The organism is Burkholderia arboris (assembly GCF_902499125.1).
GTDB classification, from domain to species: domain Bacteria; phylum Pseudomonadota; class Gammaproteobacteria; order Burkholderiales; family Burkholderiaceae; genus Burkholderia; species Burkholderia arboris.
The window spans coordinates 100,040-120,633 of sequence record NZ_CABVPX010000011.1; the positions used below are offsets into that span (position 1 = coordinate 100,040).

Annotated in this window: 18 protein-coding genes and 1 pseudogene; 10 read left to right on the forward strand and 9 right to left on the reverse strand. The window is 68.5% G+C overall.

The window, feature by feature from the left end:
- The first annotated feature begins 340 nt into the window (after nucleotides 1-340).
- Nucleotides 341-886, forward strand: coding sequence for a 4-hydroxyphenylacetate 3-monooxygenase, reductase component (hpaC, locus tag BLA15945_RS15585; protein ID WP_174992843.1), 546 nt, complete (start codon nucleotides 341-343; stop codon nucleotides 884-886).
- Between the two features lie 11 nt (nucleotides 887-897).
- On the opposite strand, the gene BLA15945_RS15590 is transcribed toward hpaC, so the two are convergent.
- Nucleotides 898-2,148 (reverse strand): YbfB/YjiJ family MFS transporter, encoded by a 1,251-nt coding sequence (locus tag BLA15945_RS15590; protein WP_174992844.1) that lies wholly within the window; start codon nucleotides 2,146-2,148, stop codon nucleotides 898-900.
- Between the two features lie 475 nt (nucleotides 2,149-2,623).
- On the opposite strand from BLA15945_RS15590, the gene BLA15945_RS37855 reads away from it, so the two are divergent.
- A complete protein-coding gene (locus BLA15945_RS37855) occupies nucleotides 2,624-2,746 on the forward strand; it encodes a hypothetical protein (RefSeq protein WP_006479692.1) in 123 nt (40 codons plus the stop codon).
- A 58-nt stretch (nucleotides 2,747-2,804) separates the two neighbouring features.
- Nucleotides 2,805-3,758, forward strand: a complete 954-nt coding sequence (locus BLA15945_RS15595; RefSeq protein ID WP_059237560.1) for a hypothetical protein — start codon at nucleotides 2,805-2,807, stop codon at nucleotides 3,756-3,758.
- Between the two features lie 20 nt (nucleotides 3,759-3,778).
- Here the strand turns inward: BLA15945_RS15595 and BLA15945_RS15600 are convergent, their stop codons facing one another.
- Together BLA15945_RS15600 and BLA15945_RS15605 are read right to left on the reverse strand one after the other, a co-directional pair.
- Nucleotides 3,779-4,288, reverse strand: a complete 510-nt coding sequence (locus BLA15945_RS15600; protein ID WP_059237561.1) for a GNAT family N-acetyltransferase — start codon at nucleotides 4,286-4,288, stop codon at nucleotides 3,779-3,781.
- Nucleotides 4,289-4,343: 55 nt separating this feature from the next.
- Entirely contained in the window at nucleotides 4,344-5,375 is a 1,032-nt protein-coding gene (locus BLA15945_RS15605; protein ID WP_059237562.1) for an AraC family transcriptional regulator, read from the reverse strand.
- A gap of 263 nt (nucleotides 5,376-5,638) precedes the next feature.
- On the opposite strand from BLA15945_RS15605, the gene BLA15945_RS15610 reads away from it, so the two are divergent.
- The 4 genes and pseudogenes from BLA15945_RS15610 to BLA15945_RS37685 form a co-directional block, all read left to right on the forward strand.
- Entirely contained in the window at nucleotides 5,639-7,354 is a 1,716-nt protein-coding gene (locus BLA15945_RS15610; RefSeq protein WP_174992845.1) for a GMC family oxidoreductase, read from the forward strand.
- Entirely contained in the window at nucleotides 7,341-9,797 is a 2,457-nt protein-coding gene (locus tag BLA15945_RS15615) for an alpha/beta hydrolase fold domain-containing protein (protein ID WP_059240804.1), read from the forward strand. The genes BLA15945_RS15610 and BLA15945_RS15615 overlap by 14 nt, the downstream gene beginning before the upstream one ends.
- A 175-nt stretch (nucleotides 9,798-9,972) precedes the next feature.
- A complete protein-coding gene (locus tag BLA15945_RS15620) occupies nucleotides 9,973-10,527 on the forward strand; it encodes an arsenate reductase/protein-tyrosine-phosphatase family protein (RefSeq protein WP_059237564.1) in 555 nt (184 codons plus the stop codon).
- A 174-nt stretch (nucleotides 10,528-10,701) separates the two neighbouring features.
- Nucleotides 10,702-10,815: pseudogene (locus BLA15945_RS37685) on the forward strand (helix-turn-helix domain-containing transcriptional regulator); the annotation flags it as partial.
- An 18-nt stretch (nucleotides 10,816-10,833) separates the two neighbouring features.
- Here the strand turns inward: BLA15945_RS37685 and BLA15945_RS15625 are convergent.
- Nucleotides 10,834-12,852, reverse strand: a complete 2,019-nt coding sequence (locus BLA15945_RS15625) for a VTT domain-containing protein (RefSeq protein WP_174992846.1) — start codon at nucleotides 12,850-12,852, stop codon at nucleotides 10,834-10,836.
- 102 nt (nucleotides 12,853-12,954) lie between these two features.
- The gene (locus BLA15945_RS15630; RefSeq protein WP_059237566.1) at nucleotides 12,955-13,407 is read right to left on the reverse strand and encodes a hypothetical protein; all 453 of its coding nucleotides are present in this window, start codon (nucleotides 13,405-13,407) and stop codon (nucleotides 12,955-12,957) included.
- Nucleotides 13,408-13,741: 334 nt separating this feature from the next.
- On the opposite strand from BLA15945_RS15630, the gene BLA15945_RS15635 reads away from it, so the two are divergent.
- Together BLA15945_RS15635 and BLA15945_RS15640 are read left to right on the forward strand one after the other, a co-directional pair.
- A complete protein-coding gene (locus tag BLA15945_RS15635; protein ID WP_174992847.1) occupies nucleotides 13,742-14,389 on the forward strand; it encodes a response regulator in 648 nt (215 codons plus the stop codon).
- On the forward strand, nucleotides 14,386-16,179 hold the full coding sequence (locus tag BLA15945_RS15640; RefSeq protein ID WP_059237568.1) for a sensor histidine kinase: 1,794 nt from the start codon (nucleotides 14,386-14,388) through the stop codon (nucleotides 16,177-16,179). Before BLA15945_RS15635 ends, BLA15945_RS15640 begins: the two co-directional genes overlap by 4 nt.
- Nucleotides 16,180-16,226: 47 nt before the next feature.
- Here BLA15945_RS15640 and BLA15945_RS15645 read toward each other — a convergent pair whose 3' ends face one another.
- Nucleotides 16,227-16,526, reverse strand: a complete 300-nt coding sequence (locus BLA15945_RS15645) for a type II toxin-antitoxin system RelE/ParE family toxin (protein WP_174992848.1) — start codon at nucleotides 16,524-16,526, stop codon at nucleotides 16,227-16,229.
- Nucleotides 16,523-16,798 (reverse strand): YlcI/YnfO family protein, encoded by a 276-nt coding sequence (locus tag BLA15945_RS15650; RefSeq protein ID WP_059237569.1) that lies wholly within the window; start codon nucleotides 16,796-16,798, stop codon nucleotides 16,523-16,525. Before BLA15945_RS15650 ends, BLA15945_RS15645 begins: the two co-directional genes overlap by 4 nt.
- Before the next feature lie 525 nt (nucleotides 16,799-17,323).
- Between BLA15945_RS15650 and BLA15945_RS15655 the strand changes: the two genes are divergently transcribed.
- Nucleotides 17,324-18,004, forward strand: coding sequence for a hypothetical protein (locus BLA15945_RS15655; protein WP_059237570.1), 681 nt, complete (start codon nucleotides 17,324-17,326; stop codon nucleotides 18,002-18,004).
- 12 nt (nucleotides 18,005-18,016) lie between these two features.
- Here the strand turns inward: BLA15945_RS15655 and BLA15945_RS15660 are convergent, their stop codons facing one another.
- A complete protein-coding gene (locus BLA15945_RS15660; protein ID WP_059237571.1) occupies nucleotides 18,017-19,327 on the reverse strand; it encodes an MFS transporter in 1,311 nt (436 codons plus the stop codon).
- A 108-nt stretch (nucleotides 19,328-19,435) separates the two neighbouring features.
- Nucleotides 19,436-20,452, reverse strand: a complete 1,017-nt coding sequence (locus BLA15945_RS15665; protein ID WP_174992849.1) for an ABC transporter substrate-binding protein — start codon at nucleotides 20,450-20,452, stop codon at nucleotides 19,436-19,438.
- Nucleotides 20,453-20,594: the final 142 nt, after the last annotated feature.

Sequence of the window (20,594 nt, forward strand, 5' to 3'; positions counted from 1 at the left end):
CTGAATATCGGTATGGGTATCGCACGCGCTGCGCGAGAGGCCGGTGTCCGGCGTGCCGCGTGCGTCGTTCGCTGGGGGTGTGCGGCACATCATAACGAGCCGAAAACCCGCTGGAAACCCCTTCACGTGCCGCACGAACGCGTAATCGCGATTTTTTTCGGGCGATGCGGCGCGCATCTAGGTAGAACCTTTAGACACGTTGGCGAGAATGCCATCTTCATCGTCAATCGTGCGAATGGTCGGCCGCATTTTCGCGACGTACGCTTGGGTCATCGTCGGCGATCCGGCGCTGCTCCGGCAGCGCTGCGCGATCGCCGCTTTCGTCCAATCAGGAGCGCCCATGTCTTCCACGACCGATATCCCGCGACCGGCGCGCGTCGAACCGACCGACGCGCAGAAGTCCTTCCGCCAGGCGATGGCCCACCTCGGCGCGGCCGTCAACGTGATCACCACGGCCGGGCCGCACGGCCGCTGCGGGATCACCGCGAGCGCCGTGTGCTCGGTCACCGATACGCCGCCGACGCTGCTCGTGTGCATGAACCGGTCGAGCGCGATGCACGCGACCTTCGAACGCAACCGCCATGTCTGCATCAACGTGCTGCCGGCCGAGCACGAACTGCTCGCACGGCACTTCGCAGGGCTCACCGATCTGCCGATGGAGCGGCGCTTCGATCTGCCCGTATGGGATCAGGGTGAGCAGGACGTGCCCGTGCTGCGCGACGCGCTCGCGAGCCTGCAGGGCACGATCGCCGAGATGAAGGAAGTCGGCTCGCATTCGGTGATGTTCATCGAGGCGACGTCGATCCGCGTGCGCGACGACGGCGACAGCCTCATCTACTTCAGCCGCGCGTTTCATCGCGTATCGCGCACGGCATGCGTGCGGTGACGTTCGCGTGATCAAGCGGGCGGGCGCAAGGCGCGCTGCCCGGCCGCAAGCGCCGCGCCCGCAAACAGCGTCAGCGCCGAATACACGAGCCCGCGCGCGAGCCCCGCGCTGTCCGACACCCAGCCGATCGCGACCGGCCCGGCGATCTGGCCGAATGCAAACACCGTGGTGAACGCGCTGATCCCTTTCGCCCAGCCGTCGGGCGGCAGGTTGTGCCGCACGAAGGCCGTCGTCGAGGCCACCGCCGACAGGAACGTCGCCCCGAACAGCACGCCCGATGCAAACGCGGCGGCCGGATGCACGAACATCGCGGGCATCAACGTCGCGATGCCGAGCAGCGCATTGAGCACGGCAAGCGCCTGGCCGCCGCGCATCCGGTCGAGCAGCCCCGACCACAACCGCGCCGACACGACGGTCGCGACACCGAGCATCACGTAGAACGCCGCGACCACCGTTCCGCTCATGCCCGCGCCGCGCAGCAGCGCGACGATGAACGTCATGTAGCCGATATAGCCGACACCGAACAGGCCGTAGCCGGCCAGCGCGAGCGCGAAACGGGCCGGGCTCGCGGTCGCGGCCGGCGGCGTGCCGTCGCGCGGCCTGGCCGGTGCCGCATGCCCATGCTCGATGCGGCGCGCGGCCGACACGGCCACCACCGAAAACAGCACGCATGCGACCGCAAGCGCGAACCATGCCGGCTGCCAGCCGTGCACGCCGTGCGTGAGCGTGGCCGGCACGAGCAGCGACGACGCGACGATGCCCCACCCCGTGCCGCCGTAGTAGAGGCCGAGCAGCAGCCCCGCATCGCGCGGCGATGCCGACGCAAGCCGCGCGGCCAGCACGCCGCCGCTGATGAAGATCAGCGCGCTGCCGACACCCGTTGCCAGCCGCTGCACGAGCAGCACGTGCATGCCCGACGCGAGCCCGCACGCGGCCATCAGCACCCCGGTCAGCGCGCAGCCGGCCGCCAGCAGCGTGCCCGCGCGCCAGCGCCGCGACAGCCACGGAAACGCGAGCGCGCCGATCAGGTAGCCGGCCGCGTTCGCGGTGTTCAGCGCGCCGGCCTGCGCGAATGTCCAGCCGAGATCGGCCTTCATCGGCGGCAGCAGCAACGCATACGAAAAGCGCGCGAGGCCGAGCGCGATCGCGCTGCCGAGCGACAGGCCGATCGCGAGCCGCCACGCGGCCACGCGGTCGGGGTCGGTTGCGCCGGCGTCCGGCCGCGAGGGGCCGGCGTGTTCCGGTTGCGGCGCTGCGCGCATCGGGTTGTCTCCATCGTTGTCATGCCGTCCTGATGACGGCGCGCGCGGCTTCAGCCGTCGCGCAAGATCGTCAGATGGTGCCAGAAAACCGGGGGCGCCGCCGCACGCGGGCCGGCGTGCGATGGGCGCGCGCGGCCCTCTTTTTCGAATCACGCGATTCGAAATAATCGATGTAATTGCATGTCATATTAGAAAAATTCACCGAATGGTTTTAAACGGTATCGATCCCGATAATTGAAAAATCAGGTCGGCCCCGTTATTCGATTTATTGGCGGATTTTCTGCATCGACCACGAAGAAACGCCCGTGTTTAGCACGTCCCGGCTAAAAACCTTGCAACGCATTGCATTCGTAAATTCGTCAGACTAATATCGACGCCACTTGTCCGGCATTCACAAAATGCTGAACGAGGAGCGGGAATATTTTTTCCGGCGATTTCATGTTGAATCACTCATGTTCACCACAGGAGAATTGACATGCAGGAAACCCAGCAGATCGAATTGCTTGACTGGATGCAGGAAGACACGCACCCCGAGGCCGTCGACATGATGGTCGAGGATGCCGTGGTGCCGTTCGGCACCGCGCTCTGGCCGGTCTGAGCGGGCCACCCGTTCTCGCGGAAGGGCTTCGGCCCTTCCGCCGCTTCCGGAGATACGCATGCTGAACCTGCACCGCGCGCTCGGGTTTCACCCCGCACTGCGCGACAAGCTGGCACGCGGCGAGTCGGGAAAACTGCTGGTCGGCCATGACACCCGCAACCGCGATATCGCGTTGCGCGCCTTTTCCGCCCTGCCCGAATCGCTCGACGCCACGACCCTCTGCCTCGAAAGCACCGCGCCGGCCGACATCGCCGCCGCGCTCAATGAAGCCGACCTGTTCGTGCTGCTGTACGACTCGTCGTGCCTGCCGGCCCCGTCGCCGAGCGGGCCGCCGTTCCTCGCCGCGATCCGCCCCGCGATCGTCGAGCACTGGAGCAAGTCGGTCCTGTTCAAGGATTACGGCCCGCATCTCGACGAGGCGTTCGCCGAATCGCTCGACGACATTGCCGCACGTAACGGCCGGCTGATCGACGCGGCCAGGCACGCATCGCAGATCCGCTTCATCGACGAAGCCGGCAACACGCTGACGGGCTCGCTCGCGCCGGACCAGAAATGGACGAGCGTGGACGGCATGGGCAATCTCGACGTCGTGCCCGGCGAGATCGCGACGCACGTGACCGACCTGAACGGCTCGGTCGTGTTCAGCGGCACGTTTCTCGGCACCGTGCCGTTCGCGATCAAGTACAAGGTGGCCGAGCGGCTCGCGACGCTGCAGGTCGAACACAGCACGATCGTCGATTTCGACACCGACGACGCGGGCTTCCGGCGCGATTTCACGACTTATCTCGACCGGCACGCGAATCACCGGCGCATCGAGGAATTCGGCATCGGCACGAACCTCGGCATCCGCGGGCTGTACGGCCGCAACGCCGGGTTCGAGGAACGCCACCCCGGCCTGCATCTCGGGCTCGGCGGCGGCGAAAACGGCAGCCACCACCTCGACCTGATCTTCGCGCGCGGCACGCTCGCGCTCGACGAGCGGATCGTGTTCGACGGCGCGTTCACCGTCTGACGAGGTAGCGGGTTGCGTGCTCAGGCTTCGGCGGCAGGCGGGTCGCCGAGCCACTTGAACATCACGAGGCAGTCGACGAACCCGAGCCGCGCGTGACGGTATGCGCGCGGCAGCCGGCCGACGATCTCGAATCCCAGCTTCTGCCACAGCGCGACCGCGACCTCGTTCGTCGCGACCACCGAGTTGAACTGCATCGCGAGGAAGCCGCGCTCGCGCGCGACCTGCTGCGAGTGTTCGCACATCAGGCGCGCGACGCCGCGTCCGCGCGCGGCCTCGCTCACCATGTATCCGCAGTTGCTTACGTGCTTGCCAGGCCCCGCCGCGTTCGCCTTCAGGTAGTACGAACCGAGCACGACGCCATCCTCCTCGGCAATCCACGTGCAAAGCGGCGCGCCGAGCCACAATGCGCGCGCCGCTTCCTCTGTCGGCGCGGAATCGAATGCATAGGTTTCCTGAGCAGCGACGATGGCGCGATAGGTCGGCCAGAAGCGCGGGAAATCGTCCTCGGTCATCGGGCGAATCGTGATCATGCAGGTTCTCTCGTGTTGGCGATGTCGACAGGCAAGCAGCCGATCGTACCGCGATTCATTGACGATTGCCCGCTCGCAGCGCCGCGCAGCGATACGCGCCCGGCGGCACGCCGTACCAGCGCTTGAACGCCTGCGAAAAACTCGACAGGTCGCTGAAACCGAGCCGCTCGGCCACTTCCGCGAGCGACAGCCGCGCGTCGCCGAGCAGCGTCTCGGCCATCGCGCCACGCGCCTGCGCAAGCAGCGTACGAAACGTCGTCCCTTCCTCCTGCAGCCGGCGCTTGAGCGTGCGCGGGCTCGTGTTCATCAGCCGCGCCATGTCGTCGAGCGAGAACGGCGCGCTGCCGGGCGTCGAGCCCAGGTACTGGCGCACCATCTCCGACGTGCCCACGCGCGCGCGCCGCGCTTCGACGAGTTGCCCGCACATCTGTTCGCACATCGACACCGTCAGCGGATTCGCATGCGGCAGCGGCCGGTCGAGAAACCCGCGGTCGAACGCGAGGCTGTTCGCGCGCGCCGAGAACGCCGGCTCGATGCCGGCGATGCGCGGCACGACAAGCGACGTCGAGCGCGCGGCCTGCAGCGTGAAGTGCGACAACGTGAAATCGCCGCTGGCGATTTCCTGCAGCAGCACGGCCGCGGCCGTCATGTCGCGCTCGACGAGGAACCGGCTCAGGTCGCCGTCGAGTTCCGGCGCGCCGAAGTTGAGCACGCCGGTATCGGGCGCCTCGCGGTACGTGATGACGGTGTACGCGTACGTGAGCGGCAGGAAGCGCATCGCCAGCGCAAGCGCGTCGCGCCCGGTCGCGCTCGCGATCAGCCCGTAGCCCCACACGCCGTACGCGGAGAAGTGATAGCGCAGGCCGACCTCGAACCCGAGGCCCTGCGCACGGCCGAGCGCGCGCAGCAGGTTGCCGGTCAGCCGCAGTTCCTGCGCGGCCGTCACCTCGACTTTAGGATCGTCGAGTTGCGCATCCGCGAGGCCCGTACCGGCCAGCAGCGTCGTGTGCGGCACGCCGCGTTCGTCTCCGAAATCGACCAGCAGCCGGGCGCTGGCCGGACTCCGGGTGAAATCCCAGAAGCTCATGCGGAGAAACCCTCGAAGCGCCGATTTGGCCCAAATACTAAAACAATTGTCCCCAAGCAGCATTGGTGTTTTCCCATGCGGCCCGCACCATCGGCGTCATCCAGTCGTCGCCCGAACGACCCCAACGCCCCAGGAGGAGACACCATGCGACCGCGTCGCCCGACCGATCCCGCCGCCCGCTTCGCACACCGCCGCGCCGCCTGCGCCCGCATGCCGGCGCGCCTCGCCTGATCCATCGACTACCGAAGCAAGGAGACGATTCCATGAGCAAGACTTTCGACTACATCGTCGTCGGCGGCGGATCGGGCGGCTGCGTCGTCGCGGGGCGCCTGACCGAGGATCCGGCCGTGACCGTGTGCGTGCTCGAGGCCGGCGGCCGCGGCGACAGCGCGGTCGTCAACGTGCCGACCGGCGCGGTGGCGATGATGCCGACCCGCCTGAACAACTGGGCGTTCGACACGGTGCCGCAGCCGGGGCTCGGCGGCCGCATCGGCTACCAGCCGCGCGGCAGGACGCTCGGCGGATCGTCGGCGATCAACGCAATGGTCTACATCCGTGGCCATCGCGTCGACTACGACGGCTGGGCCGCACTCGGCAACGAAGGCTGGGCGTACGACGACGTGCTGCCGTACTTCCGCCTGAGCGAGCACAACGAGCGCTTCGACGATGCGTGGCACGGTCGCGACGGCCCGCTGTGGGTCAGCGACCTGCGCACCGGCAACCCGTTCCATGCGCGCTACCTGGCAGCCGCGCAACAGGCCGGCCTGCCGCTCACCGACGATTTCAACGGCGCGCAGCAGGAAGGCATCGGGATCTACCAGGTCACGCAGAAGCACGGCGAACGATGGAGCGCGGCGCGCGCGTACCTGCTGCCGCATCTCGGCCGTCGCGACAACCTGACGGTCGAAACGCACGCGCAGGTGCTGCGCATCCTGTTCGACGGCACGCGCGCGAGCGGCGTCGAAGTCCGCCAGCACGGCAAAGTCCGCACGCTGCACGCACGGCGTGAAGTCGTGCTTGCGGCCGGCGCGCTGCAGACGCCGCAGTTGCTGATGCTGTCGGGCGTCGGCCCCGGCCGCGCACTCCAGCAGCTCGGCATCGCGGTGCAGGCCGACCTGCCCGGCGTCGGCCGCAACCTGCAGGATCATCCGGATTTCATCTTCGGCTATCGCACGCGCAGCGTCGACACGATGGGCGTATCCGCACGCGGCGGCCTGCGGATGCTGCGCGAGTTCGCGCGCTTTCGCCGCGAACGGCGCGGGATGCTGACGTCGAATTTCGCGGAAGGCGGCGGTTTCCTGAAGACGCGCGCCGATCTCGCCGCGCCGGACATCCAGCTGCATTTCGTCGTCGCGCTCGTCGACGACCATGCGCGCAAGCTGCATGCCGGCCACGGACTGTCGTGCCACGTGTGCCTGCTGCGGCCGCGCAGCCGCGGTTCGGTCACGCTGAACAGCGCCGATCCGCTCGCGGCGCCGCGCATCGATCCCGCGTTCTTCGACGATCCGCGCGACGTCGACGACATGGTCGCGGGCTTCCGCATCACGCGCCGGCTGATGGAAGCGCCGGCGCTCGCGAGCTGGATCACGCGCGACCTGTTCACCGCAAACGTGACGACCGACGACGAGATCCGCGACGTGCTGCGGCGGCGCACCGACACCGTGTATCACCCGGTCGGCACCTGCCGGATGGGCCGCGACGAATGGGCCGTCGTCGATCCTCAACTGCGCGTGCGCGGCCTGCAGGGGCTGCGCATCGTCGATGCGTCGGTGATGCCGACGCTGATCGGCGGCAATACCAACGCGCCGACGATCATGATCGCCGAGAAGGCCGTCGACCTGATGCGCGGCGTGAGCCGTGTGCCCGCGCGGTCGCACGATGAAGCCGTCGGTCCGTCGACGGATCGCGATGCCGCTCTTTCCGCGTGCGCCACGCACGATGCCGTCCAGCCTGAGGAACCCCGCCATGCTGTCGCCTGATCCTTCCCGTTCCGCCGACTCCGCCGCACCGCTGGCAGCGATCGTCATCGGTGCCGGCTTCGCCGGCATCGGCATGGCCGTCGCGCTGCAACGCGCCGGCATCCACGATTTCGTGATCGTCGAACGCTCGCACGACGTCGGCGGCGTATGGCGCGACAACCGCTACCCGGGCGCCGCGTGCGACGTCCCCTCGCACCTGTACTCGTTTTCGTTCGAGCCGAATCCGGCCTGGTCGCGCATGTTCGCGCCGCAACCGGAAATCCACGCGTACCTGCAGCATTGCGCACGCAAGTACGGCCTCGCGCGCTACCTGCGCTTCGGCGCCGACGTCGACCATGCGCGCTACGACGAAGCCCGCGCGCTGTGGCACGTCACGCTCGGCGACGGCACGACGCTGAGCGCCGCGCTGCTCGTCAGCGGCACCGGCCAGTTGAGCCGTCCTGCGCTGCCCGACCTGCCCGGCATCGACACGTTTCGCGGCCGCGCATTCCACTCCGCGCACTGGGATCACGACTATTCGCTCGCCGGCAAGCGCGTGGCCGTGGTCGGTACCGGCGCATCGGCGATCCAGTTCGTCCCGGCGATCGCCGGCAGCGTGCAGCACCTGACCGTGTTCCAGCGATCGCCGGCCTACGTGATACCGCGCCCCGACCGCGCGTATCGTCCGTGGGAGAAGGCGCTGTTTCGGCGGATGCCGTGGGCGATGAAACTGCATCGCGCTTCGATCTACATGCGCTACGAATCGCGTGCGATCGCGTTCACGCGCCTGCACGGACTGATGAAAGTGGCGGTCGCCCGGCCGTTCCGCAAGCTGCTCGCGCGCGACGTGCCGGACCCCGCACTGCGCGCACAGCTCACGCCCGACTACCCCATCGGCTGCAAGCGCCTCCTGCTGTCGAGCGAGTACCTCGCGACGATGAGCCGCGACAACGTCGCGCTCGTCACGCAGCGGATCCGGCGCGTGACGGAGGACGGGATCGAGACCGTCGACGGCGTCCATCATCCGGTCGACGCAATCGTCTACGGCACGGGGTTCGCGGCCACCGAGTTCCTGTCGCCGATGCGCATCGCGGGCCGCGACGGGCTCGACCTGAACGACGTGTGGCGACGCGGCGCGCAGGCGTATCTCGGGCTCACCGTGCCCGGCTTTCCGAATTTCTTCATGCTGTACGGCCCGAACACCAACCTCGGTCACAACTCGATCGTCTACATGCTCGAAAGCCAGATCGCGCACGTGATGCGCTGCGTGCGAGCGATGCGGCGCAACGGTGCGCGCGAGATCGACGTCGACGCACGCCGCTACCGGCGCTTCAACGCGCACGTGCAGCAGCGGCTCGCCGGTTCGGTGTGGAGCGGCTGCAAGAGCTGGTACGTCGATGCATCCGGGCACAACAGCACGAACTGGCCGGGCTTCACGCTGACCTACCGGTGGATCACGCGCTTCACCGGCATGTCCGCGTACCGCTTCGCGCATCCGCTGCCCGGGCCGGCCGCGCCGGTGCACGGCACGGTGGTCGCGCCGCCGGCCAGCCGGCTGGAGGCGCTCGCGGCGGCTTCGCTGCGCGGCTTCCTGCGCGTCGCGTTCCGGCCGCTGATCGGGCCGCCGTTCGGCGCGCGCACGCAGCGCCGTGTCGTCGCGCTGCTGTCGCCGCTGATGCCCGGCGCGGGCGGCACGCTGCGCTACCGCACGTCCGCGTGCCACGTGCCGGTCGAAGTCGTCGCGCCGAAGCGCGGCGATACCGGCGGCGCGATCCTGTATCTGCACGGCGGTGCGTTCTGTCTCGGCGGGCCGCATACGCATCGCGGCGTGACGACGCGGCTCGCGAACGATGCCGGCCTGCCGGTGTGGGTGCCCGATTACCGGCTCGCGCCCGAGCACCCGAGCCCGGCCGCGCTCGACGATGCGCTGGCCGTGTACGACGCGATGCGCGCGCAGGGATATGCGCCGCACCGGATCGTGATCGCCGGCGACTCGGCCGGCGGCGCGCTGGCCCTCGCGCTCGCCATTGCGCTGCGTGCGCGCGGCGAACCGGCCGCCGCCGCGCTGCTGCTGATCTCGCCCGTGACCGACCCGGCGCTCGGCGGCGCGACGCTGGCCTCGCGCCGCCACGACGATCCGATGATCCGGCGCGGCTGGCTCGAACAGGGGCTGCGCTGGTATCACGGCGCCGGCTCGGCCGCCGCGCGCGGCCCGCTCGACACCGACCTGCGCGGCCTGCCGCCGATGCTGATCCAGGCCGGCGACCAGGAGGTGCTGCTGTCCGATGCGCAGCGGCTCGCCGATCATGCGCACGCATGCGGCGTGCCGTGCCGGCTGGAGATTCATGCCGCGCGCTGGCACGTGTTTCATCTGCAGGCGTTTTACCTGCGCTCGGCGCGGGATGCGTTGCGCACGCTCGCGGGGTTTGCATCGCAACGCGTCGCCGCGACGGCTGGACGCTGAAACGGGCGTGCCCGGCGGTCGGCACATGGCCGGTCGCCGCGGCGGCTTGCGGCGAAGCGACACCGTCTTGCAAAAACCGGCCGTTTATTTTTTTCCGTCGCGCGCGGCCGTCATGATCCCCGCAAGCCCCGGCGTGCCGCCGGGGTGACAACCACCCCACTCTGGCGGACACATCATGAAAAGAAGGCACACCCTCAACGCGCTTGCGCTGCTCTGCTGCGTCGGCATCCAGTGCGCGACGTCGGCGTTCGCCGACGAACCGAAGAAGGTCGCATTCGTCGACACGGGCAACACCGGGCGCAGCGTGATGGCCGAAGCGATTGCCGGCCAGCTGATCGCGCAGCGCCATGCGCACATCGCGGTGATCTCGCGCGCGGTCGACGAAGATCCGTATGACGAAAAGCCGGAAGAGAACGGTGTGATCCTGATGAAGCGGCGCGGCATCGACACGTCCGCGCACCGCTCGGTGCAGTTGAACGCGAACGACGTCAAGCATTCCGACGTGATCCTGACGATGACCGACAAGCACAAGGAGAAGGTGCTCGCGCTCTATCCGTCGGCCGCCGGCAAGGTCTTCACGCTCGCCGAGTATGCGTCCGGGAAGCACCTCGACGTGCCCGATGCTTGGGGCAAGCCGATCGACTTCTACGAGTCGGTGACCGCGCAGCTCGACACGTACATTCCGGCCGCGCTCGACAAGGTCGCGACGATCGCGCCGGCGAAGCAGTAACGCGGGAAGCCTGTCGGCCGCCGGACGCGCAATGCGCTGGCGCCGGCGGCTTGCCGCTACTCCCGCCCATCCGTCCTCGACGGCGCTTGCCCCGTCATCGCGCCATCGACACCGGCCATTCGGCCGAATCGCCACGCCTCGTACCGGATGAAAGAATGACCGTTGGCCGGGAAATCGCGGTATCGCACGCCATCCCCGAACGGCAACCCAACGCTGAAAACCCTGCTGGCGGTGCTCAAGACCGTCGGCCTGCGCCTGTCCGTCGTCCCCGCGCAGCGCGCACACGCTTGTGCGGCACCGTCCCGCTCACGGCCTGACCATCCACACGAGCAGCATCTCGGCGGGCGCGGCCGCCATCCCCGCCGGCGGATGCTCGATCGTCGGCTCGACCGCCAGCGCCTGCGCGATCGCCGCCGCATCGTCGATCGTCGTCGTGCGCACGATCGTCATCAGCCGGGCCGGCCGGTGCAGCGTCTCGCGATACAGCGCGCCGTACCACAGCGGCCGCATGCCGAGCGCGTCCTGCAGCACGTACGGATAACGCCACAGCCGCAGTACGAAGCGGCTTTCCGGATGGGCCGGATCGGCGCGGACGAACACGCGCCGCGTGCTTTCGCCATGCGTATAGCGCGGCAGCACGGGCAGCGTGTCGGCCGGCGCCTGCGGCAGCAGCCAGCGCAGCGCGGTGGCCGGCGACCACGGCGTCGCGCGCTGCCAGCCGGCCTGCGCGAGATGCCGGTCGAGCGTGTCCGACGTCGCGCTCCATTGCAGCGGCAGATACTCCTCGCGGTCGCCGCCGATCTCGGTGCGCCGCGTCGGCACGCGCTGCCATCCGCCGCGCAGCCACTGGTCGACGGTCATCGCGACCACGTCGCCGACATGCGGGCGCGACGCGCGATCGAGCTGCCATTGCGCGGGCACCGTCCATACCCCGGCCGTCGCGAGCACGACCACCACCGCGACGAGCGCGCCCCGCGGCTGCACCTGCTCGCGCACACGCCAGTACGCATAGGCGCCGGCAAGCAACGCGAACCAGGCCAGCCCGAGGCTCCAGCCGCCGAGCAGGCCCGACAACCAGGTATCGCCGACGTACAGCCGCGCGAACCCGCCGAGCACGATCCACAGCACGACTGCCGTCACGACCGGAATGCGCCACCGTGCTGGCCGGTCGCGCGTGAGCACCCAGCCGAGGCCGCTGCTCGCGAGGATCGCGAACGCGGCGTCGGCATCGGGCAGCGGCACGTGCAGCGCGCCGGGCGGCAGGCTCGCGGGCGTCGCGCCCGGTACGCCCGCGCCGAACGCCGGCACCAGCACGACGGCGACGCCGACCGTCGCAAGCCACCACGCGGCATTCAGCCAGCAGCGATGGATCATCAGCCAGACCAGAAACGCGGCCGCGACGATCAACCCCGTATCGTGCCCGTGCAGCACGGCAAGCGCACTCATCGCGGCATCGACGGGCGGCGTACGCAGGTTCTGGAGGAACGCAAACAACGCGATGTCCGCATGCATCAGCGGATCGTTCGCGACGACGTCCTGCACGATGCCCGCGAACAGCCACACGCAGCCGACGAACAGCAGCGCGAGCACGGGCACGGCGCCCGGCAGGCCACGCAAGTACGCGATCGCATCGTGCAGCCGCGCACCGAAGCGCGGCCAGCGGTGTGCGCATGCGTGCACGGCTTCGACGAGCACGCTGCGCAACAACGGCCAGCCGCGCCGCAGCGCGACGCGTACGCCGATCCACACGAGCGCGACCAGCGCGGCGACGACCAGCAGGATCGCGGCGACCCGCACGCTGATCGCCGCGGCCAGCGCGGCCGACGCGCCGAACAAGATGCCGGGTGCGACGTGCACGGGCGCCCATACGAGGGCCGACACGACGTTGACCGGATAGAACGACCGGCGCGGCAGCGTCGCACAGCCGACGACCACCGGCACGACCGCACGCACCGGCGCAAGGAAGCGCGCGAGCACGATGCTCTTCATCCCGTGACGCAGCACGAACTCCTCGCCGCGCGCGTACGCGTTCGCATAGCCGAAGCGTGCCCACACATTGCGGATCATCCCGCGGTAATGCCGTCCGAGCTCGTAGCTGATCCCGTCGCCGATCACCGCGCCGACGGCCGCGACGCCGATCGTGGTCCACCCGTCGAGTGCGCCCGCGCCGATCAGCGCACCGGCCGCGAACATCACGGCGCCGGCCGGCACGACCGTGCCGATCAGCGCGATCGCCTCGGCGCACGCCGTCACGAACACGATCGCCAGCACGAGCAGCGGATGCGCGCCGATCGTCCCGATCCACGCGTGGATCGTGTCGCTCATGGCACGCACCGTGGCGAAACGATCCGGCGGACGAACACCGGGTCGGCGAAGGCATGGGGAACGGTCATGGCGAGGTGCGCGCGGTCGCGCCGGCGTGAACGGTCAATCGAACTCGTGCTGCCGCGCGTCGGCCTCGAGCGGCGCGTCGTGGTAGCCGACCGTCGCGATCTCCTGCAGATAGCGCGCGAGAAACGCGCCGATCGAGCCGGCGGCCTCGTATTGATGCACGTGACGGAATTCGTGGGTCAGCAGGCGGCGCGTGTCCTGCCCGCGCAGCACGTACACCGCATGACCGAGCGTGAGGCCAATCGTCCCCGGCGACAGCAGCCCCGTGTCGCGGGCAATCGCGGCCAGTGTGGAGGTCTCGGGAAACGGCATGCGGTCGACGATCACGAGGCGGACCCGCTCCGGCCGCGCAACGCCCACCGTGCGCGCGTCGTCGGCCTGCGCCGGCGTCAGCGGCGCGCCCTGCGCGATCCCGCGCGCCGCCTCCGCATCGGCCCATGCGATCGCAGCAGGCAGGGCGGACGGCAGGATATCGGCAAGGTCGATCATCGCGGGGCTCCTCGGCGGGTGGCGTGGCGAGTGCATTGGCATCGGGCACCAGTTTAGTCCCGAATCAGGACGGTTCGCGGAGCGGTTCCCGTGACGCCGTGCCGGCCCGCCCATTGCGCAGCAGTCACCCGGGAATACCCTGATCCGCAAGCGCTTCGCATCGTACCCTTTCCGGCTGATTATTTCGTTTCAGTACACATTCGGCTCCAAGCTATCTCGAAAATTTCCCGGATGAGTACCGTTTTTGGGTCCGACGGAATATATTGGTCAGAAGAACGGCCGCGGCGACAACCTGACAAGCAGTTCGCGGCGTCATCCCGAAGAGGGTCGCTAGATGATCAGGGTAATTCTGGCTGACGATCACGCAGTCATGCGGGACGGACTGCGTTACATCCTGGAAATGGCCGGCGGTTTCGAGATCGTCGGCGAGGCGAGCGACGGCTCGGCCACGCTCGCGCTGGCCGAACGCGCCGCGGCCGACGTGCTGCTGCTCGACCTGTCGATGCCCGCGCCGACCGGCATCGAGCTGATCCGCCTGGTCAAGCGCCATGCGCCGTCGCTGCGCACGCTCGTGCTGACGATGCACGCCGAGGCGCAATACGCGGCGCGTGCGTTCAAGGCCGGCGCCACCGGCTACCTGACGAAGGACAGCGCGACGGCCGAGCTCGTCGAGGCCGTCGGCAAGGTTGCGGCGGGCGGCGTGTACGTGAGCCCGTCCGCGGCCGAAAGCCTCGCGCGCACGTTGCGTGCGCCGGCTCAGACCTTGCCGCACGAACGGCTGTCCGCCCGCGAGCTCGACGTGATGCGCCGCATCGTCGCGGGCCAGACCGTCACGCAGATCGCGTCCGAACTCGCGCTGAGCGCGAAGACGGTCAGCACGTACAAGACTCGGATCCTCGAGAAAATGGAATTGCCGCACGAAGCCGCACTGGTCCGCTATGCGGTGCGCCACGACCTCGACCCCGGCTCCGACGACGCATGACGACCGCCTTCCCCTTCCCGCCCGCGCCGCCGGACGACGACGATCCCGACGCGTCGCGCCTGTTCATGTCGTCGCTGCCGCCGGGCCGGCGCGAACGGCGGTTCGCGCTCGCGACCGTGCTCGTGTCGGCCGCGATCTTCGCCGTGCTCGCGCCGTTCGCGGGCATGCCGCTCGCGCCCGGCTGGGCATTCATTCCGGTGTACCAGTCGGCGATCGTCGTCAACGACATGGTGACGGCCGGCCTGCTGCTCGGCCAGTACGCGATCCTGCGCCAGAAGCCGCTGCTCGTGCTCGCGGGCGGCTACCTGTTCACGGGCTTCATGGCCGGCACGCACATGCTGACCTTTCCTGGCCTGTTCGCGCCGAAGGGCCTGCTCGGCGCCGGCGACCAGACCACCGCGTGGCTGTACCTGTTCTGGCATGGCGGCTTTCCGCTGGCGGTTTCCGCCTATGCGCTGCTGCGCGCGACGTCGCGCGCACGCCCGATCCCGACCCCGCAGCGCCGTGCGGCGATTCCGGTGGTGTTCTGCATCGCGTCGGCGGTCGCCGCGACGGTCGCGCTCGCGCTGCTCGCGACCGCCGGCCACGACCTGCTGCCGCGCATCATGAACGGCAACCGGATGGCCGCGACGATGACGAACGCGATCACGGTCGTCTGGGGGCTGAACCTGATCGCGCTGATGCTGATGTGGTGGCAGCGGCGCCGCCATTCCGTGCTCGACCTGTGGGTGATGACGGTGCTCGTCGCGTGGCTGTTCGACATCGCGCTGTCGTCGATGCTGAATCACGGCCGCTACGATCTCGGCTTCTACGCGGGGCGCGCATACGGTCTCGTCGCGTCCGGCGTCGTGCTGTTCGCAATGCTGTTCGAGAACGGCCGGCTGCATGCGCAGACGGTGCGCGCGCTGGCCGGCGCACGTTACCAGCATCTGCTCGTCGTGCAGAAGAGCGCGCAGCTGAACGATGCGAACGAACGGCTCGAACAGCGCGTCGCCGCGCGCACCGCGCAACTGAGCGCGTCGAACCGCGACCTGCGGCGCGAAGTCGAGGAGCGCGTACGCGCGGAGCGGGCGCTGCAGGCCTCGCGCGAAGAATTGCGCGAGATTGCCGCGATCAGCGCCAGCGCACGCGAAGCCGAGCAGCGCCGCATCGCGCGCGAACTGCACGACGAACTCGCGCAGACGCTCGCGACGCTGAAGAACGATCTCGAATGGCTGATCGACCGCGTACCGCAGGACGACGCGCAGCTCGCACGCAAGATCGCGGCGATGCATACGCTGGCGCGCGGCGCGGTGGCCGCGACGCGGCGCATCGCGTCCGACCTGCGCCCGCTGATGCTGGATGACCTCGGCTTCGCCGCGGCGATGCAATGGCTCGTGGAAGATTTCCGGCACCGTCACGGGATTGCGTGCTCGCTGCACGTCGAGCCGGCCGAGCTGCAACTCGACGAGCCGTATGCGACGGCCGTGTTCCGCATCGCGCAGGAAGCGCTGGCCAACATCGCACGGCACGCGGCCGCGTCGCATGCGAGCGTCGAACTCCTGTACGGCGGCGATGAGATCGCGCTGACGATCCGCGACGACGGCGCGGGATTCGATCCTGCCGTGCCGCGCAAGTCAGGTTCGTTCGGGCTGGTGGGATTGCGCGAGCGCGCGTATCTGGTCGGCGGCACGCTGCGGATCGCGACGACGCTCGGCGAAGGCACGACGGTCGAGGTCGAGATTCCGCTGACGCATGCGCCGGCGGCGGTCGCGCATGGCGGGAATGGGGGGGTGCGGATCGATCGCTGACCGAGGCGGCAATGCCGGCGAATGCCGGCTGCCGCGTCGATCACGCATCAGTGGTAGTCATCTTCCCGTTGATGACGTACGGCGAGAATCGTGACTTGCTCGGCCGCTTCGATCTCGAACAGCAGGACATAGCCCGATGTGCCGAAGGACACGATCAGCTCGCGCAAAAACGGATTTCCATCGTCGATCTTGCGGCATGTGAACGGAAACATTCGCAGCATGGCGATACCGTGTTCGATCGCGTCCGCGGCGCGCGCCGCAGCATCCACATCACGTTCGAGCAGGTATCGATACATCCGGACCGGATCTTCACGCGCCGCACGCGTATATCGGACCTGATAGATCAACCGGCCGCCTTCGTTGCACGCGCAGCCTTCAGCATGCCCTCGAGTTCGGCCTGCACGTCGGCGGCATCGACGTATTCACCGGTACGACGCGCCTCGTCGCGCGATGCGAGGCCACGGGTCACAAACTCGCGCTGCAGGCGGCGGCGCGCAATACCATCGCGCAGCGCCGACTCCATGAACGCGGACAAGGTCTCGTTTTCCTCGAGGACCGACTCTGCCGCCTCCCGCAATTGCGGATCGACACGCAGCGCCGGCATGGTCGCGGTTTTCATCGCACACCCCATGTATTACATATGTAATGCATGGTAGCACACCCGCTTTTTCGCGGGCAGTCGGCCATTCGGCCTAACCAACTTATCCGGAACCGCCATCCGGCGGGCGGCACGCTGCGGATCGCGACGACGCTCGGCGAAGGCACGGCGGTCGCGGTCGAGATTCCGCTGACGCATGCGCCGGCGGCGGTCGCGCATGGCGGGAATCGGGATTCGCGGAGGTAGGCCGGGTGAATGCCGCAGGCGATGGAAAACGCCGGGGCGCGATGGCTTGGTCGACCGCCTTCGTCACACCTGCCACTTTCAACATGCGCTCGTGTTCCGCCTGAACGTTTGCAGCTTCGACATGTTCACCGGTCCGGCGACCACGACTCATTCGCTACCCGACACTTCGCGCTTGCCATCATCCCGTGGCAACAGGATTCGTACCGGCCCTGGCGCGACGCGCGACGCTACAATTCGTCGCGGCCCTCGACATCGGCCGTTCCATTGCACCGGCCAACCGGATTCCACCCCATCGCCACGATGAAAACCCTCCGCAACTACGTCCTTTCCTTCTTCATCGTCGTGGTCGGCTGGCTTGCGGTATCGCTGCTGTGCTGGCCCACCCTGCTCGCGCTGCAGGCGCTGACGAAGATCCTGTTCATTCCGCATCCGGCCGGCAGCTACATCGGGCTCGGGTTCGTATCGACCGCCCGGCTCATGGATTTTCCGACCAGCTTCGTCGGCGCCTATTCGGTGCCGTTCATGAACGTGCCGCTCGGGTTCATCGCGATCGCCTGGTGGCTGGGCGTTGCGATCATCGTACCGACGACCTGCGCGCGATACCGCGTCATGGTGCGCGGCCGCCCGTCGGCACGGGCCGTCCTGTGGCGCGGGGCGCGCTCATTGCTGGTCTTCACCGTCGCCGTGCTCGTCGTCGCGACGCCGTTCCTGCGTCGCTACGAAATCGTGACGCCGGATCACCTCTACGTGCGACACCTGTTCGACTGGCACGAACGCGCGTATCCGCTTGCATCGCTGCAGGCAATCCGCGTGGACAACCCCGGCGGCAGCCGCAGCATCATCACGTGGGATTTCATCTTCGACGGCGACAACCGCTTCACGACGACCGCGCCGGACATCCACGCGCTCAAATACCTGCTGTCGAACACGCACGCGTCGGCCAATTTCGCGGTCGTCGGGAACCAGGTGATGAAGCGGTAGCGCCGCCCGTCCTCACACCCGCGCCGCGACCATCCCCCGCTCCGACCGCGTCCACGCGACCAGCGCGCCGATCCCGAGCAGCGCGAGGCACACGATCGGCACGATCATCGGCCCGAACGCGCTGCCCGTCACCTTGCCCGCGAACGGCATCAGGTTCTGGCTGAAGAAGCCGCCGAGGTTGCCGATCGAGTTGATCGCCGCGACGCTCGCCGCCGCCCGTGCGCCGGTGAAGTAACGCGGCGGCATCGACCAGAAGCACGGATACAGCAGCGGGATGCATGCACCGCCGAGCACGAGCGCGATGAAGCGCAGCGGCGTCGACGGCAACACGAGGCTCAGCAGGAAGCCGAGCGCGCCAAGCGCCGCGACGATCGCGATCGTGCGCAGGATGCTCTTCGCGCGGCGCAGCTTCGCCGGCAGCCACAGCAGCAGCAGCACCGCGAGCGCCCACGGCAGCATGCTCAGGAAGCCGTTCATGCTGCTCGACACGCCGAACGATTTCACGAGCGTCGGCAGCCAGTACGTGACGCCGTACAGCGACGTCGACATCAGCATGTAGGTGGCCGCGAACAGCATCACGCGCGGATCGAGCAGCGCCTTCCACGGCTGACCGTGTTCGGCCTGCGCCGGCTTCTCGCGCTCCAGCGCGGCCGCGACGATCTGCTTCTCGCGCTCGTCGAGGAACGGCGCTTCGCGGAACGATGCCGGCAGCACGCGGAACACAACGATCGCGACGATCACGGCCGGAATGCCTGTCGCAATGAATACCCATTGCCAGCCCGCGAGGCCCCACACGCCGTTCAGGCTCAGCAGCACGCCGCCGACCAGCGAGCCGAGCATGTTCGCGAGCGCGCTGCCGAGCGTGAAGATGCCGAGCACCTTCGCGCGGTAGCTCTGCGGAAACCACAGCGTCAGGTAGTAGATCACGCCCGGATAGAAGCCGGCCTCGGCGATGCCGAGCAGGAAGCGCAGCGAGCAGAACGCGGGCATCGACGTCGTGAAGCCCATCAGCACCGTGATGAGGCCCCACGTCAGCATGATCCGCGCGAGCCACACGCGCGCGCCGTAGCGATGCAGCGCGAGCGTGCTCGGCACCTCGAACAGCAGGTAGCCGATGAAGAACAGCGACGACGCGAGCCCGAAGGCGGCCTCCGTCATCCCGAGGCTGTGCACCATCTGCAGTTTCGCGAAACCGACGTTCTGCCGGTCGATGAACGCGATCAGGAACATCACGACGAGGATGGGCAGCAGGCGCCGCGCCATCTTCGACATGATGCGCTGTTCTTCGGCGGACGCGGGGTCCAGGGTGTCGGTAGCGTTCACTTCAGGCTCCTTGCGTGAATCGGTTGCGTATCGGTTGCATATCGTTTGAACCGGCACCGCGCGCAGCGTGCGCGGGCGCAGGATGTCTCGTTGACGGAGCGGCGGCGCTCAGCCCGACCGGTAGTCGTCGAGCATCGGCGCGAACATCTCGTGCCACACACGTGGCTTCGCCTTGATCGTGCCGGCGAGGTACAGGAATTCGACGTAGTCCATCAGCTGGTTCGGCAGCACCGAGAAGCGCGTGTCGGGTGCGGCGAGCATCCGCATCACGTCGTCGTGCGACACGCCGACGCCCGACGACGCCGCATACAGCGCGGCCGCCGCGCGCGGGTCCTGCGCGATCAGGCGGTTCGCTTCGTCGAGCGCGCCGAGAAACGCGACGGCCAGCGCGGGCTCCGTATCGACGAGCCGCTTCGGCGCGAACACGACGTCGAGCGTCATCGGGCCGAGCACGTCGACCGAGCTCACGACGCGGTGAATGCCCGGCTGCCGCAACTCGAGCGTCGAGAACGGCGGCGACGTGAAGTGCGCGGTCACGCCGTTCTCGCGGCCGATCAGCGCCTGCATCGCCTGCGGATGCGGGAGGTTCACGGTGATCGAATCGAGCTGCGCGAAATGCTTCGGGCCGAGTTGCCGGCTCGCGACCATCTGCAGCACGACCGCCGACAGCGACGTGCGGATGCCCGGCACCGCGATCCGGTCGGACGGCGTGAAGTCGTGCAACGACACGAGGCCCGGACGGTTCGCATTCAGCGACAGCGACGTGGTCGACAGCCCGCTGATGCCGATCACCTCGACATTCGGAATGCCGCGCGCCCGCGCCCACAGCTCGATGAAACCCGGTGCGCCGGCGCCCGCGAAATCGAGCGTGCCGGCCATCATCGCGTCGTTGACGGAGTTGCCGCCGTCGAGCAGCACCCAGTCGACCGCGACGTCGCGCACGCCGTGGCGCGCCGCGTGTTGCTCGAACAGCCGCTGCTTCTCCATCACGAGCAGCGGCAGGTACAGCACGCCATAGCCTTTGGAAATCCGGACCGTGCGCGGCTTCGCCCGTACGAGCGACGGTGCGGCGAGCACGCCGAGCCCGGCGGCGATCAGCGCGCGGCGCCGCGGCGACGCGGTCATGCGCGCCCCGCCGTGCGACGGACGGCACACGGCCACGCGAAGGCCGCCGTCGCGCGGCGTCGCACGTTCGTCGCTCCCGTGACATGCTGCATGTTGCCGTCTCCTTGAATATTTCTGGTATTAATGCCGTCCTTGCCTGCTG

Excerpts from the sequence above, each read along its gene's own strand:
- BLA15945_RS15665 (WP_174992849.1), bottom strand. The coding sequence starts at position 20,452 with ATGACCGCGTCGCCGCGGCGCCGCGCGCTGATCGCCGCCGGGCTCGGC.
- BLA15945_RS15630 (WP_059237566.1), bottom strand. The coding sequence starts at position 13,407 with ATGATCGACCTTGCCGATATCCTGCCGTCCGCCCTGCCTGCTGCGATC.
- BLA15945_RS15615 (WP_059240804.1), top strand. The coding sequence starts at position 7,341 with ATGCTGTCGCCTGATCCTTCCCGTTCCGCCGACTCCGCCGCACCGCTG.
- BLA15945_RS15610 (WP_174992845.1), top strand. The coding sequence starts at position 5,639 with ATGAGCAAGACTTTCGACTACATCGTCGTCGGCGGCGGATCGGGCGGC.
- BLA15945_RS15605 (WP_059237562.1), bottom strand. The coding sequence starts at position 5,375 with ATGAGCTTCTGGGATTTCACCCGGAGTCCGGCCAGCGCCCGGCTGCTG.
- BLA15945_RS15635 (WP_174992847.1), top strand. The coding sequence starts at position 13,742 with ATGATCAGGGTAATTCTGGCTGACGATCACGCAGTCATGCGGGACGGA.
- BLA15945_RS15590 (WP_174992844.1), bottom strand. The coding sequence starts at position 2,148 with ATGCGCGCAGCGCCGCAACCGGAACACGCCGGCCCCTCGCGGCCGGAC.
- BLA15945_RS15600 (WP_059237561.1), bottom strand. The coding sequence starts at position 4,288 with ATGATCACGATTCGCCCGATGACCGAGGACGATTTCCCGCGCTTCTGG.
- BLA15945_RS15640 (WP_059237568.1), top strand. The coding sequence starts at position 14,386 with ATGACGACCGCCTTCCCCTTCCCGCCCGCGCCGCCGGACGACGACGAT.
- BLA15945_RS15620 (WP_059237564.1), top strand. The coding sequence starts at position 9,973 with ATGAAAAGAAGGCACACCCTCAACGCGCTTGCGCTGCTCTGCTGCGTC.
- BLA15945_RS15655 (WP_059237570.1), top strand. The coding sequence starts at position 17,324 with ATGAAAACCCTCCGCAACTACGTCCTTTCCTTCTTCATCGTCGTGGTC.
- BLA15945_RS15595 (WP_059237560.1), top strand. The coding sequence starts at position 2,805 with ATGCTGAACCTGCACCGCGCGCTCGGGTTTCACCCCGCACTGCGCGAC.
- BLA15945_RS15625 (WP_174992846.1), bottom strand. The coding sequence starts at position 12,852 with ATGAGCGACACGATCCACGCGTGGATCGGGACGATCGGCGCGCATCCG.
- BLA15945_RS15650 (WP_059237569.1), bottom strand. The coding sequence starts at position 16,798 with ATGAAAACCGCGACCATGCCGGCGCTGCGTGTCGATCCGCAATTGCGG.
- BLA15945_RS37855 (WP_006479692.1), top strand. The coding sequence starts at position 2,624 with ATGCAGGAAACCCAGCAGATCGAATTGCTTGACTGGATGCAGGAAGAC.
- hpaC (WP_174992843.1), top strand. The coding sequence starts at position 341 with ATGTCTTCCACGACCGATATCCCGCGACCGGCGCGCGTCGAACCGACC.